The 13,774-nt window shown below is 71.6% G+C and carries 9 protein-coding genes and 2 pseudogenes; 8 read left to right on the plus strand and 3 right to left on the minus strand.

Annotation, left to right across the window (positions count from 1 at the left end; all coding sequences use genetic code 11):
- Positions 1-38 precede the first annotated feature (38 nt).
- Complete coding sequence (gene purB / locus O7615_RS13510) at positions 39-1,463, plus strand: adenylosuccinate lyase (RefSeq protein ID WP_278177859.1); 1,425 nt, start codon at positions 39-41, stop codon at positions 1,461-1,463.
- A 134-nt stretch (positions 1,464-1,597) separates the two neighbouring features.
- Here purB and O7615_RS13515 read toward each other — a convergent pair whose 3' ends face one another.
- The gene (locus O7615_RS13515) at positions 1,598-2,164 is read right to left on the minus strand and encodes a YbjQ family protein (protein WP_278177860.1); all 567 of its coding nucleotides are present in this window, start codon (positions 2,162-2,164) and stop codon (positions 1,598-1,600) included.
- Between the two features lie 24 nt (positions 2,165-2,188).
- Positions 2,189-2,869, minus strand: coding sequence for a trypsin-like serine protease (locus O7615_RS13520; RefSeq protein WP_278177862.1), 681 nt, complete (start codon positions 2,867-2,869; stop codon positions 2,189-2,191).
- A gap of 411 nt (positions 2,870-3,280) precedes the next feature.
- Between O7615_RS13520 and purS the strand changes: the two genes are divergently transcribed.
- From purS to O7615_RS13540, 4 genes and pseudogenes are all read left to right on the plus strand, one after another.
- On the plus strand, positions 3,281-3,544 hold the full coding sequence (purS, locus tag O7615_RS13525) for a phosphoribosylformylglycinamidine synthase subunit PurS (RefSeq protein WP_278177863.1): 264 nt from the start codon (positions 3,281-3,283) through the stop codon (positions 3,542-3,544).
- On the plus strand, positions 3,541-4,224 hold the full coding sequence (gene purQ, locus O7615_RS13530; protein ID WP_278177864.1) for a phosphoribosylformylglycinamidine synthase subunit PurQ: 684 nt from the start codon (positions 3,541-3,543) through the stop codon (positions 4,222-4,224). Before purS ends, purQ begins: the two co-directional genes overlap by 4 nt.
- A gap of 67 nt (positions 4,225-4,291) precedes the next feature.
- Positions 4,292-6,856: pseudogene (purL, locus tag O7615_RS13535) on the plus strand (phosphoribosylformylglycinamidine synthase subunit PurL); the annotation flags it as partial.
- A 418-nt stretch (positions 6,857-7,274) separates the two neighbouring features.
- Positions 7,275-8,030, plus strand: a complete 756-nt coding sequence (locus O7615_RS13540; protein ID WP_278177865.1) for a 2-phosphosulfolactate phosphatase — start codon at positions 7,275-7,277, stop codon at positions 8,028-8,030.
- An 81-nt stretch (positions 8,031-8,111) separates the two neighbouring features.
- Here the strand turns inward: O7615_RS13540 and O7615_RS13545 are convergent.
- Positions 8,112-10,240, minus strand: a pseudogene (locus O7615_RS13545) (carboxypeptidase regulatory-like domain-containing protein).
- 102 nt (positions 10,241-10,342) lie between these two features.
- On the opposite strand from O7615_RS13545, the gene O7615_RS13550 reads away from it, so the two are divergent.
- From O7615_RS13550 to purM, 3 genes are all read left to right on the plus strand, one after another.
- Positions 10,343-10,705 (plus strand): sterol carrier family protein, encoded by a 363-nt coding sequence (locus O7615_RS13550; RefSeq protein ID WP_278177867.1) that lies wholly within the window; start codon positions 10,343-10,345, stop codon positions 10,703-10,705.
- A gap of 161 nt (positions 10,706-10,866) precedes the next feature.
- Positions 10,867-12,402 (plus strand): amidophosphoribosyltransferase, encoded by a 1,536-nt coding sequence (gene purF, locus O7615_RS13555; protein ID WP_278177868.1) that lies wholly within the window; start codon positions 10,867-10,869, stop codon positions 12,400-12,402.
- A gap of 64 nt (positions 12,403-12,466) precedes the next feature.
- On the plus strand, positions 12,467-13,621 hold the full coding sequence (gene purM / locus O7615_RS13560) for a phosphoribosylformylglycinamidine cyclo-ligase (protein WP_278177869.1): 1,155 nt from the start codon (positions 12,467-12,469) through the stop codon (positions 13,619-13,621).
- The last annotated feature ends 153 nt before the right edge of the window (positions 13,622-13,774 follow it).

Genomic DNA, 13,774 nt, shown 5'->3' on the forward strand with positions numbered 1-13,774 from the left:
GTCGGGTAGCTGGACGGCGATGCCGCGAGAATGGGCGGGTGACGACGATCCCGAACGTGCTCGCCAACCGGTACGCCTCGCCCGAGCTGGTCGCGCTCTGGTCCCCGGAGGAGAAGGTCCGGCTGGAGCGGCGGCTCTGGCTCGCCGTGCTCCGGGCCCAGCGGGACCTTGGCGTGCCGGTGCCCGACGGGGTGGTCGAGGCGTACGAGCGGGTGTTGAACGATGTTGACCTGGCCTCGATCGCGGCGCGGGAGCGGGTGACCCGGCACGACGTGAAGGCGCGGATCGAGGAGTTCGGCGCGCTCGCCGGGCACGAGCATGTGCACAAGGGGATGACCTCGCGGGATCTCACCGAGAACGTCGAGCAGCTTCAGGTGCGCCGGTCGCTGGAGCTGATCCGGGATCGGGTGGTGGCGACCCTGGTCCGGCTGGCCTGGCACGCACACGAGTACTCCGACGTGGTGATGGCCGGCCGGTCGCACAACGTCGCGGCGCAGGCGACCACGCTGGGCAAGCGCTTCGCGTCGGCCGCCGAGGAGCTGATCATCGCGTACGAGCGGCTGGAGGACCTGATCGACCGGTACCCGCTGCGGGGCATCAAGGGCCCGGTGGGCACCGCCGCCGACCAGTTGGATCTCTTCGACGGTGACCCGGAGAAGGTGGCGGAGCTGGAACGGCGGGTCGCCGAGCATCTGGGCTTCCGCCGGGTGCTGGACAGCGTGGGGCAGGTCTACCCGCGCTCGCTGGACTTCGACGTGCTCGCCGCGCTGGCGCAGGTGGCCGCGGCGCCCTCGTCGCTGGCCACCACGATCCGGCTGATGGTCGGTCAGGAGCTGGTCACCGAGGGCTTCAAGCCGGGTCAGGTCGGCTCCAGCGCGATGCCGCACAAGATGAACACCCGCTCGTCGGAGCGGGTGAACGGCTTCGCGGTGATCATCCGGGGCTACCTGTCGATGGTCGGCGAGCTGGCCGGCGACCAGTGGAACGAGGGGGACGTCTCCTGCTCGGTGGTACGCCGGGTGGCCCTGCCGGACGCCTTCTTCGCCGCCGACGGGCTGTTCCAGACGTTCCTCACCGTGCTGGACGAGTTCGGCGCGTACCCGGCGGTGATCAACCGGGAGCTGGAGCGGTTCCTGCCGTTCCTGGCCACCACCAAGATCCTGGTGGCCGCCGTCCGGCGGGGCGTCGGCCGGGAGACCGCGCACGAGGCGATCAAGGAACACGCCGTCGCGGTGGCCCTAGCCATGCGCGAGCGGGGCGCCCCCGACAACGACCTCTTCGACCGCCTCGCCGCCGACCCCCGCCTCTCCCTGACCCGCCCGGAGATCGACGCCCTCGTCTCCGACCGCGCCGCCTTCGTGGGCGCCGCCCCCGCCCAGATCCAGTCGGTGACCGCCCGAATAACCAAGATCGCCCAATCCCACCCCAACGCCACCACCTACACCCCACCCCCCATCCTCTAAACCCCACCCCACCCCACCCACCCGGGCCCGACGGCGTTGATCATGAAGTTAGCGGGGATTTTGATCTCTAAACACCCGCTAACTTCATGATCAACGGAGCTGTGGTCGCGGTGTTGGATGGCGAGGGTGGGGGTTTAGGGGTCGCGGGTGGGGGTTTCCGGGGCGGTGCGGAGGTTGGGGGCGCTGGCGGGTTCGGCGATGCCGCCGGGTTCTTCGGTGAAGGCCGGTTCCTGGGCGGTCTCTGCGGCGACCAAGGGCTGGTCGGGGGGCATGACCTCGGGGGCCTTGGGCACCACGATCACGGCCGTGCCGTAGGCGCAGATCTCCATCCACATCTCGCCGCAGTCGCGGCTGTCGAACCGCATCCCCACCACGGCGTTTGCGCCGAGCCGCTGGGCTTCCTCGCCGAGCCGGGACACCGAGTCCGTACGCCAGCGGGTGAGGTTGTCCGGCGCCGACGGGTCGTACGCGCCACCGCGCAGATTCTTCACGCCCTCGCGGTAGGGGTTGCGTGTCCTGGCCATGGAGGAGACCACCTCGCCGAGGATCTGGCGGATCTCGTAGCCGGGAAGTTGATCCGTCGTCACGACCAGCACGGTTCCGATGCTCGCAGCCGTGGCTGCACCCCATCGTGAGCCCTGTTCACCTGCACGGATGCTGAAAAACCGCGCGGCGCGGACGACGGGCCCGTAGCCCACCATCCGCGCCGCCCGGGGCGCTAACCGTCAGACACCGGCCACCGAGGTGATCCAGGCCCGGTTGTACGCGACACTGCCGTAGTTCTGGATGCTCTGGCCGTCGGCGGTGGAGGCCACGCCGACCTGCCGCCCGCTGTAGAACTGCGGGCCGCCCGAGTCGCCTCGCCAGGCGTTGCCGTTGATCCGCGTGCTCCGGATCGCCTGCCCGCCGTACGCGTCGCTGGCGCCGTTGCTGGTGACCTGGACGTTCGCGGTCTTGAGCTGGGTCGACGCGGAGCAGCCGCTGTAGCAGGTCATGCCCCAGCCGTAGATCGAGTTGGTCGAACCGACCGGCGGGTTGCTGGTGGCCAGGGTGACGTAGGTGGTGCTCACCGAGCTGGAGAGTCGCATCAGGGCAAGGTCGTAGCGGCTGTAGGTGGCGCTGACCGTGCGGGTGACGCCGCCGGAGGTGCGGTTGACGCTGCCCACCCGGACCGACATCGTGCCGCCGAGGCAGTGCCGCGCGGTGAGCACCCACTGCGGCGCGATGATCGTGCCGGAGCAGGTGAACGAGCCGTTGCTGAGGACCGCGGCGGCCCACGGCGCCGAGGAGACGGTCCCGCCGCCGATGATGTACGGCGTGACGGGTGAGGCGACGGCGCCGGAGCTGGCGCCTAGCGCGCCGGCCAGGGCTGCGGCGAAGACCGCGAACAGGGATCGGATGCGCATCGGTGGGGCTCCTTCGGGGTTCGCAGGACCCGGGTTCACCGGGCCGACCTGCGGTGGCGGACGGGGGTGATCCGCCACCGCAGACGCCGATAAATCGACGTCTGACGATGTACCGTAGGGCGCCGTGAGGTGTTTCACAAGAGGTTCATTGAAACAGAATGATGTAACAGTCGGATTTCCCGGCCGCTGGCCCCGGGATGGTGCCGGGTTCGACTCGCCGGAGCCCGGCAACAAAGCCGTATCGGGATCGCAACGAACCAGTATCGGTCTGGGAGAGCCGTGCGGGTAGGCTCGATCAGCACTCCTGGCGGCGTCCGGCCGGTGCGTCTGACGCCGTATCTGCCAGGTAGGCTGGCTGCGCTCGCCCGTTGTGGGTCGGCACCCAACTGCGTACACAGTCAGGAGTGCCCAGTGCCTCGCGTCGTCGTCGACGTCATGCTCAAGCCCGAGATCCTCGATCCTCAGGGCCAGGCCGTCGCAAACGCGCTGCCCCGGCTCGGCGTCAACGACGTCGCCTCGGTACGGATCGGCAGGCGGATCGAGATCGACTTCACCGGTGAACCGGACTTGGACCGGGCCCGGGAGATCGCCGACAAGCTGCTCGCCAACCCGGTCATCGAGGACTTCACGGTCCGTCTGGTCGAGGCCGACGAGCCCGCGGGCACCCGGTCGTGACCGCCCGGGTCGGTGTGGTGACCTTCCCCGGCTCGCTGGACGACGGGGACGCGGCCCGGGCCGTCCGGATCGCCGGCGCGGAACCGGTCCGCCTCTGGCACGGCGACCCGGAGCTGCACGGGGTGGACGCGGTCGTCCTGCCCGGCGGCTTCTCCTACGGTGACTACCTGCGCTGCGGCGCCATCGCCCGCTTCGCGCCGGTGATGGAGAAGATCGTCGACGCCGCCAGCGGTGGCCTGCCCGTGCTCGGCATCTGCAACGGCTTCCAGATCCTCTGCGAGGCACACCTGCTGCCCGGGGCACTCACCCGCAACCAGCACCTGCACTTCCGCAACCGCGACCAGATCCTGCGCATCGAGGCGACCGGCACCGCCTGGACGAACACGTTCCAGGCCGGCCAGGAGGTGCTGATCCCGGTCAAGAACGGTGAGGGCTGCTACGTCGCCGACCCGGCGACCCTGGACGAGCTGGAGGCCGAGGGCCGGGTCGTCGCCCGCTACGTCGGCGGCAACCCCAACGGATCCCAGCGGGACATCGCCGCGATCACCAACCCGGCCGGCAACGTGGTCGGCATCATGCCGCATCCCGAGCACGCGGTGGAGGCGCTCACCGGCCCTTCCCTCGACGGCCTCGGCTTCTTCACCTCGGTGCTCAAGCATCTGGTGGGGACGCCGGCGTGACCGTCCGCGGCGGGATCACCGGTCGGCTCACCCGCCCGTCGGGCGGCGAGCGCAACGAGGAGACGTCATGACCACGCATCCGGACCCGGTACGGGAGACCCCGGAGGCAGTCCCGGCACAGCCGCACCCGGCCGCCGCGCCGACGGCCGCCCCGGCCCGGCACGCCGCCGCGCCGGAGTCCGCCGACTGGACCGACGGGGTGGACACCGTGCCGCGCGCCGACGGCACCCCGGAGGAGCTCCAGCCGTACGCGGAACTGGGGCTCGCCGGCGACGAGTACGACCGCATCCGGCACATCCTGGGTCGCCGGCCGACCCAGTCCGAGCTGGCGATGTACTCGATCATGTGGAGCGAGCACTGCTCGTACAAGTCCAGCAAGGTGCACCTGCGGCAGTTCGGTGAGAAGGCCCCGCCGAGCGACCGGCTGCTCGCCGGCATCGGGGAGAACGCGGGCGTCGTGCGGATCTCCGACGAGCTGGCGGTGACCTTCAAGGTCGAGTCGCACAACCACCCGAGCTTCGTCGAGCCGTACCAGGGTGCGGCGACCGGCGTCGGCGGCATCGTCCGCGACATCCTGGCCATGGGTGCCCGCCCGGTGGCGGTGATGGACCCGCTCCGCTTCGGCGCCGCCGACCATCCCGACACCGCTCGGGTGCTGCCCGGCGTGGTCGCCGGCGTCGGCGGGTACGGCAACTGCCTCGGCCTGCCCAACATCGGTGGCGAGGTGGTCTTCGATCCCTGCTACCAGGGCAACCCGCTGGTCAACGCGCTCTGCCTCGGCGTGCTGCCGGTCGAGCGGCTGCAGAAGAAGGACGCCACCGGCCCCGGCAACATCGTCGTGCTGATGGGCGCGAAGACCGGCCGCGACGGCATCGGCGGCGTGTCGGTGCTGGCCAGCGCCACCTTCGACGAGGGCAGTGAGCAGCGCCGGCCATCGGTGCAGGTCGGTGACCCGTTCACCGAGAAGCTGCTGATCGAGGCGTGTCTGGAGCTGTACGATGCCGAGCTGGTCGTCGGCATCCAGGACCTCGGCGGCGCCGGGCTGACCTGCGCACTCACCGAGACCGCGGCCTCGGCGGGCACCGGCATGCGGGTGTGGCTGGAGCGGGTGCCGCTGCGTGAGCCGTCGATGCAGCCGCACGAGATCCTGGCCAGCGAGTCGCAGGAGCGGATGCTGCTCGTCGTCGCGCCGGACAAGCTCGAGGCGGTGCTCAAGACCTGCGAGAAGTGGGGCGTGCTGGCCACCGCGATCGGTGAGGTCACCCCACCGGCCGAGGACGGCCAGCCGGGCCGGCTGCTGATCACCTGGCGCGACCACCTGGTGGTGGACGTGCCCCCGGGCTCGCTGGTGGACGACGGGCCGGTCTACGCCCGCCCGATGCGCGAGCCGGCCGACCTGATCCTGCTTCAGGCCGACCGGGCGGAGACGCTGCCCCGACCGAGCGACCCGGACACGCTGCGCGAGACCGTGCTGCGCATGATCGCCTCGCCCAACCTCTGCGACAAGACCTGGGTCACCGAGCAGTACGACCGCTACGTGCTGGGCAACACCGTGCTCGCCCAGCCGGAGGACTCGGGTGTCATCCGGATCGACGAGCGCACCGGCCTGGGCGTCGCGCTCTCGGTCGACGGCAACGGCCGGTACGCCCGCCTCGACCCGTACCACGGTGCCAAGCTGGCGCTGGCCGAGGCGTACCGGAACGTGGCCGTCACCGGCGCGACGCCGATCGCGGTCACCGACTGCCTGAACTTCGGCTCGCCGGAGGATCCGGGCGTCATGTGGCAGTTCGCCGAGGCCGTACGCGGCCTGGCCGACGGCTGCGCCGAGCTGGGCATCCCGGTGACCGGTGGCAACGTCAGCTTCTACAACCAGACCGGCGCGGCGGCGATCCACCCGACGCCGGTCGTCGGCGTGCTCGGCGTGCTGGAGAACGTGGCCGACCGGGTGGCGTCGGGCTTCGTCCCGCGCGCCAACGGCGACCATGACCAACTCTTCCTGCTCGGCGAGACGCACGTGGAACTCTCCGGTTCGGAGTGGGCCTGGGTGACCCACGCGCACCTCGGTGGCGTACCCCCGCACGTGGACCTGGCGCGTGAGAAGCAGCTCGCCGGGCTGCTGGCCGACGCGGCCCGGGTCGGGCACCTCAGTTCCGCGCACGACCTCTCCGACGGTGGTCTCGCGCAGAGCCTGGTGGAGTCCAGCCTGCGGCACGGCGTCGGCGCGCGGATCGCGGTGCCGGAGCGCTTCGAGGGCGGCTCGATGCCGTTCGTCTTCCTGTTCAGCGAGTCTGCCGGCCGGGTGCTGGCCTCGGTGCCGCGCGGCCACGAGAAGGCGTTCACCGCGCTCTGCGCCGAGCACGGCGTGCCGTGGGAGCTGATCGGGGTCACCGACCCGACCGGCGGTGCGCTGGAGGTGCACGGCCAGTTCCGGATCGGCCTGGACGAGCTGCGGGAGGCGTACACCGGCACCCTGCCGAGCCTGTTCGGTGGCATGCAGCCGTTCGAGCTGCCCGCCCCTGGAGTCACCGGGCTCGTCATCGACCGGCCGACCACCGGGTTTGCCGACGTCGACGTGGCTGCCGACGTCGACGCCGCATCGGTCGACGCCGCATCGCCTGCCGCTGCGACCGCCGCGACGACCACCGGCCGCGAGCCGACCGCACCGGAGCAGGCCGCCGACCGCCAGCAGGCCGAGCCGGAACAGATCGAGCCGGGACAGACCAAGCAGGGACAGGTCGAGCCGGAACAGGCCGGGCCGGAGCCGGCCAGCGGGAAGCCGACCGGCCCGGCGCAGGCCGCGCCGGCTACGGCCGACACTGCACCGGCGGCCGACGCCGCGCCGGCTGCGGTGGGTCCGACCGGCGAGCCGGCCGACCGACCGGCTGGGCGGGCCACCCCGCCGCTGCGCACGGGTGGCGTCGAGGCGGCTCCGCCGTCGGCCGAGGCGGTCGACCCGCAGGCCCCGACGGTCAGCCACGAGGAATCCGGGGCGGACGCTCCGCAGCACGGTGCCACCGAGCAGCCCGCCGCGCCCGACGAGCGCTGAGGCGTTGGCCGCGGCCGTCCACGGCCAACCCGGCTCGGGGGCCCGGTTCGACTGGGGTCTCGCGGGCGCGGCCGAACTCGGTCGGGTCTGCGCGGTACTGGTGGTGGTGGACGTGCTGTCGTTCACCACCACCGTCGAGGTGGCCGTCGGGCGGGGGATGCGCGTACACCCCTTCCCCTGGGGTGAGCAGGCCGCCGACTTCGCGCGCCGGGTCGGTGCGGTCGCCGCGACCGGCCGCCGGCAGGTCACCCGCGACCATCCGTGGTCGCTGTCGCCGGCCGCGTTGAGTCGGGCGCCGGTCGTACCCGACCTGGTGCTTCCGTCGCCGAACGGATCGGCCATCAGCGCCGCCGCCAGCGCCACCGGGCTACCCGTGGTCGCGGCCAACCTTCGCAACGCCCGCGCCGTCGGGCGCTGGCTGATCCGCCAGGGGTACGGCACGACCGCCGCACCGATCGGTGTCGTGGCCGCCGGTGAGCGCTGGCCGGACGGGTCGTTGCGCCCGTCGGTGGAGGATCAGCTCGGCGCGGCCAGTGTGCTGGATGCCCTCTCCGGGGTGCCGGGCGGGCTCTCGGTGGAGGCGGCCATGGCGCTGGCCGCGCTGGCGAGCATCCCGGACGTGCCGGCGGCCATCCGGGGCTGCGTCTCCGGCCGGGAGCTGGTCGAGAGCGGCTTCGCCGAGGACGTCGAGATCGCGGTACGCCTCAACGCCTCCGACGTCGTTCCCCTGCTCCGCCAGGGCGTCTTCGCCGCGGCCTGACCGCTTCCGCGACACCCGGCCCGCATCGGGGCCGTGTCGAAGTCCCCGGCCCGGCTCGGCCGAGGACTTTCGACATCGGCCCTAGTCGTCCAGCCAGTCCAGCCGGCGACCGCCCCGGTCCTGGGACGGGCCGTCGGAGCGGCCACGGCCGGCCTGCGCCGGGTCGCCGCCGTAGCCACCACCCTGACCGCCGTAGCCGCCGGCCTCGTAGCCGTTGTCGTAGCCGTCACGCTGACGCGGGGGCTCCTGGCCGTAGCCGCCGGCCTGGCCGTAGCCACCCGACTCGTACCCGCCGCGTGACTGCGACTCCTGGCCGTAACCACCCTGGTCGTAGGCGTTGTCGTAGCTGGTGTTGTCGTAGCCACCGCGCTGACGCGGGGGCTCCTGGCCGTAGCCGCCACCCGGCTGGTCGTACCCGCCGGTCGGCTCCGTGCCGTAACCGCTGCCCGCCTGCCCGTAGCCCCGGGTGGAGTCTGGCTGGCCGTAGTCGCCGGCCGGCTCGCCCTGCCCGTAGCCGCGCGTCGAGTCGCTCTGCCCGTAACCGCCGGGCTCACTCTGCCCGTAGCCCCGGGTCGGTTCGCTCTGTCCGTAGCCGCCGGCCTCGTTCCGCCCATAGCCGCCGGGCTCGGGCTGGCCGTAGCCCTGGCCCGCCTCCGGCTGGTACACGCCGGTCGCGTACGGGTCGGCGGGGGCCGGGTAGGTGGACTCCTCACCGCTGTAGCGCCCGGTCGGCTCGTCGTACCGCTCGCCGTAGCCGGCACCGGTGCCCGCCGGCGGATAGTCCGTCCCGGCGTTGCCGGCGCCGTAGTCGCGGCTGCCGTAGCCACCGCCCGACGACGGGCTGTTGCCGTAGCCGCTGCCCGAGGAGGGGGCGTTGCCGTAACCGGGGGCACCGTAGCCGCCCGGCTCGTCGCCGTAACCGCCACCGGACCAGCCCGCCTGGCCACCCGGGGCGCCGTACGGCTGCGGCGGCGCACCGTAGGGATCCGGCGGTACGTCGTCGAGGACCGGCTGGTGCATCATCGTCGGCGCGTTGCTCAGCCCGGGGCCGCCGACCATGGTCGGGTCCGGTCCCGCGCCGACGCGGTTCACCACCCGGGTGTGATCGTCCGCGTTGGCGTACGAGCCCCGGGCCGCCGGGATGGCGCCGGCCGGGGCGCCGGCGGGAGCGTCGCCGTCGGTCTCGGCGTCCTCGTTCTCCCGACGCTTCATCCAGAGCAGCACGATCGTGCCGACGCCGACGGCCACGAAGAGGCCGCCCAGCAGGATCAGCAGCCAGCTGCCGAAGCCACCGCCGGAGTCCTCGTTGGAGGCCGGGGCCTGCGCGGCGACGCTCTCCTCGGCCGCCTCGTCCTCCTCGGCGAACTCGTCCTCGAACGGGTCCTCGGTCGGCAGCGCCGACTCGCTCGCCGACGGCGTGGCGCTCGGGCTGGCCGACGCCTGGATCGCGAGGGTGATCCGCCGCCCGGTGACGCTCTGCCCCGCGTTGGCGGTGAAGCTCGACACGGCCTGCACGCCGCTGGCGCTCGCGCCGAGGTCGATCCGTCCGGGCGCGATCGGGTTGTCGCTGCTGCCGGTGAACCGGAAGTTGCCGTCGCCGTTGGTGTTGGTCTCGCGCTGCTTGCCGGCGCTGTCCTTGAGCAGCACCAGCGCGCCCGACACGGCCTCGCCACCCTGGTTGACGACCTTGCCGGAGATCGACCGCACCGTCTGCGGCGCCTGCGTCGTCGGCGGCGGCGGTGGCGGCGCTGCCGCGCCAACCAGGGTTACGTTCGTGCTCTGGCTCTGCTCGCCGGTTGCGTCGACGGCCCTGACCGTGATCGTGGCCTGCCCGTCAGCTGCGTCCCCCGCCAGCCGGAAGGTCGCCTGGAAGTTGCCGCTCTCGTTTACCCCGCCCCGGCTGCATCCGTCGACACAGCTGAGCCTGGGGTTGTTGGAACTCACCGTGATGTCAGCGGCATTGTCGTCTGTGATGCCGATCGAGTAGCGAACGACGGTGGTCCTTCCGGCCTCGACCCGGCTAGGGGAGGCGGACACATTGTTCACGCTTGGGGCGGCGAAGGCGGGTGTGGCTGGGACGGCGAGCAGGGCACCGACAATCAGCGCCACGACCACACCGGCCCGCTGTTGCCAGGCTCGTCGGTGTGTTGACACGTCCACCGCCTTCCGGACTGACCTCCCTGACCGGCGGGTGCCGGGCGGGGGAACATCACGGTACGAATACGCCGTCGGCAACTATGCCTTGTCGGGGCGGATCGGCGCGACCCAGGGCCAGCGTGATGCTCGGCGCGGTCACACCGTATCGTCCCGTCGTGTCCTCTCCGTACATTAAGTCCGCCCCGGTAGCGGCGGCGTTGTCGGCGCTCGACGAGGGGCGCGCGCCCGAACGGTCGGTGCTCCGTGAGGCGGTCAGGGCCCTGTTGGCCCTCCTCGCGGACCGCGCCCCCGGCCGATCGGTGGAGGTGCGTGTCCCACCTTACGGTGCAGTTCAGTGCGTACCTGGGCCGCGACACACCCGCGGTATTCCTCCGAACACGGTGGAGATGGATCCGCAAACCTGGCTCAGGTTGGCCACGGGTCGACTCGCCTGGGCGGAGGCGGTCACGGAGGGTCGGGTGCGGGCGAGTGGTAACCGTGCGGACCTGTCCGCGTACCTTCCGCTGATACTTGAGTGACAGCTGAGATTGGTGACACAAAGCAGCGGCTCTGTGACTGTATGTGGCGACATGGATTCGCGTACACTGTCACGCGACGACAGTGTGGTCCCGGCCGAGGAGTGCGGAGCAGCCCAGTGGTTTCCGCCAGGCCAGTCCAGACCAGCAAGAGGGAGCGGCAGGTGCCCCGAGGCGACGGCCGGCTGAGCCACGACCTTGATCCCCAACAACCCGGCCCCCAGGACGAATGCGGTGTCTTCGGCGTCTGGGCTCCGGGCGAGGAGGTCGCCAACCTGGCCTACTTCGGGCTGTACGCGTTGCAGCACCGAGGGCAGGAGGCGGCCGGCATCGCCGTCAGCGACGGCTCCGGCGTGGTGGTCTACAAGGATCTCGGTCTGGTGGCCCAGGTCTTCGACGAGCCGACGCTGGCCAGCCTGCGCGGGCATGTCGCGATCGGGCACACCCGCTATTCGACGACCGGCGCGTCGACCTGGGAGAACGCCCAGCCGACCATCCGGGCGACCAGCGCGGGCACGACGATCGCGCTGGCCCATAACGGCAACCTGGTCAACACCGCCGAGCTTCAGCGCGAGGTGGCCGAGCGTGGCCTGGGCACCGACGGTTCGACGAACGACACCTCACTGGTCACCATGCTGCTGGCCAGCCGGCCGGATCTCTCCGTCGAGGCCGCCGCGCTCGAGGTGTTGCCGCAGCTGCGGGGCGCGTTCAGCTTCGCCTTCATGGACGAGTCGACGCTCTACGCCGCCCGCGACCCGCACGGGGTGCGTCCGCTGGTGCTCGGGCGGCTGGAACGGGGTTGGGTGGTGGCCAGCGAGACCGCCGCGTTGGACATCGTGGGCGCCAGCGTGGTCCGCGAGGTCGAGCCGGGCGAGTTGATCGCGATCGACGCCGAAGGGCTCCGCTCCAACCGGTTCGCCGCCCCGGAGCCCAAGGGCTGCCTCTTCGAGTACGTATACATCGCCCGGCCGGACGCCACCATCGCCGGCCGCAACGTGCACGCCGCCCGGGTGCAGATCGGGCGCCAGCTGGCCAGGGAGCACCCGGTCGAGGCCGACCTGGTGATCCCGGTGCCGGAGTCGGGCACCCCGGCGGCGATCGGCTACGCCGAGGAGTCCGGCATCACCTACGGCGCTGGCCTCGTGAAGAACCCGTACGTCGGGCGTACCTTCATCCAGCCGTCGCAGACGCTGCGCCAGCTCGGCATCCGGCTCAAGCTCAACCCGCTGCGCGAGAACGTGCGGGGCAAGCGCCTGGTCGTGGTCGACGACTCCATCGTCCGCGGCAACACCCAACGCGCGATCGTGCGGATGCTGCGCGAGGCCGGCGCGGTGGAGGTGCACGTACGCATCTCCTCGCCGCCGGTCTCCTGGCCCTGCTTCTACGGCATCGACTTCGCCACCCGCGCCGAGCTGCTCGCCAACGGCCTCGACAACGAGGGCATCCGGCGGTCGATCGGTGCGGATACGCTGGGCTACGTCTCGTTGGCCGGCCTGATCGCCGCGACCGAGCAGCCGAAGACCCGGCTGTGTCGGGCCTGCTTCGACGGGGAGTACCCGATCGAGTTGCCCGTCGGCAACCTGATCGGCAAGCACGTGCTCGAAGGGATCGGGCGTCGGGTCGCCCACGACGCGACCGACGACACCGACGCCGCCGAGCAACTCGTCATGAAGATGTCGGCGACCACACACCGCCCGTAGCATCACCCGGTTGCCGCGCCGGTCACCGTCGACGCGGCAGCCGAGGAACACAAAGGGGAGAACCGTGACGCACGTGTCCGAGCGCAGCGGCGCAGGAAGCAGCCCGAGCGGTGCAGGCGGGGACCGTCAGCCCTGGACGGCCGGCGCCGGCCGCCCGGCTCGCAAACGCTCGGTCTCGTACGCGGACGCCGGCGTGTCCATCGAGGCGGGTGACCGTGCCGTGGAGCTGCTCAAGTCGAAGGTGAAGCAGACCCGCCGGCCGGAGGTGATGGGCGACCTCGGTGGTTTCGCCGGCCTGTTCCGGCTGGACACCACGAAGTACAAGAACCCGATCCTGGCCTCCTCCACCGACGGCGTCGGCACCAAGCTGGTGATCGCCCAGCAGATGGACATCCACGACACGGTCGGCATCGACCTGGTGGCGATGGTCGTCGACGACCTGGTCGCCTGCGGCGCCGAGCCGCTCTTCCTGCTCGACTACATCGCCACCGGCGAGGTCGTGCCGGACAAGGTCGCCGAGATCGGCGCGGGCATCGCCGACGGCTGCCGGTACGCGGGCTGCGCGCTGCTCGGTGGCGAGACCGCCGAGCACCCGGGCGTGCTACGTCCCGACGAGTACGACGTCTCCGCCACCGGCGTCGGTGTGGTGGAGGAGAGCGAGATCCTCAGCTCGGAGCGCGTCGAGGTGGGCGACGTGGTGATCGCCATGCGCTCGTCCGGCCTGCATTCGAACGGCTACTCGCTGGTCCGGCACGTGCTGCTGGGCGCTGGCCGGATGCGGCTGGACGTGGTGATCGACGACTTCGGCCGGCAACGCACCCTCGGCGAGGAGCTGCTCACCCCCACCAAGATCTACGCGCAGGACTGCCTCAAGCTGATCGCCGAGGCCGACGTGCGGGCCCTGGCCCACGTCACCGGCGGCGGGATTCCCGGCAACCTGGTGCGGATCCTGCCGGAGCACGTGGACGCGGTGGTGCACCGCTCGACGTGGAAGCCGCAGCCGGTCTTCGATCTGATCCAGTCCAAGGGCCGGATCGAGGACCCGGAGATGGAGGCGACCTTCAACATGGGCGTCGGCATGTTCGCGATCGTGTCGGCGGAGGACGCCGACCGGGCGCTGGCCACGCTGACCGGGCGCGGTGTCGACGCCTGGCAGGTCGGCGAGGTGATCGAGGGCACCGGTGAGGTGCGGATGGTCGGCCAGCACACCCGAGGATGATCACCGTGCGCTGATCCTCCGACCACCTGATCAGGGCTTCACCCGAGTGGTCGCCGCCGCCTAGCCTGAACAGGCACCCTCAGAGCTGTGCGGCGCGCCCATGCAGGGGTGCGCCCGGCAGCCTCAGACCGCTACGGAGGAGGGCGATGGCTG

The organism is Micromonospora sp. WMMD1082 (genome assembly GCF_029626175.1).
In the GTDB taxonomy this organism is placed as follows: domain Bacteria; phylum Actinomycetota; class Actinomycetes; order Mycobacteriales; family Micromonosporaceae; genus Micromonospora.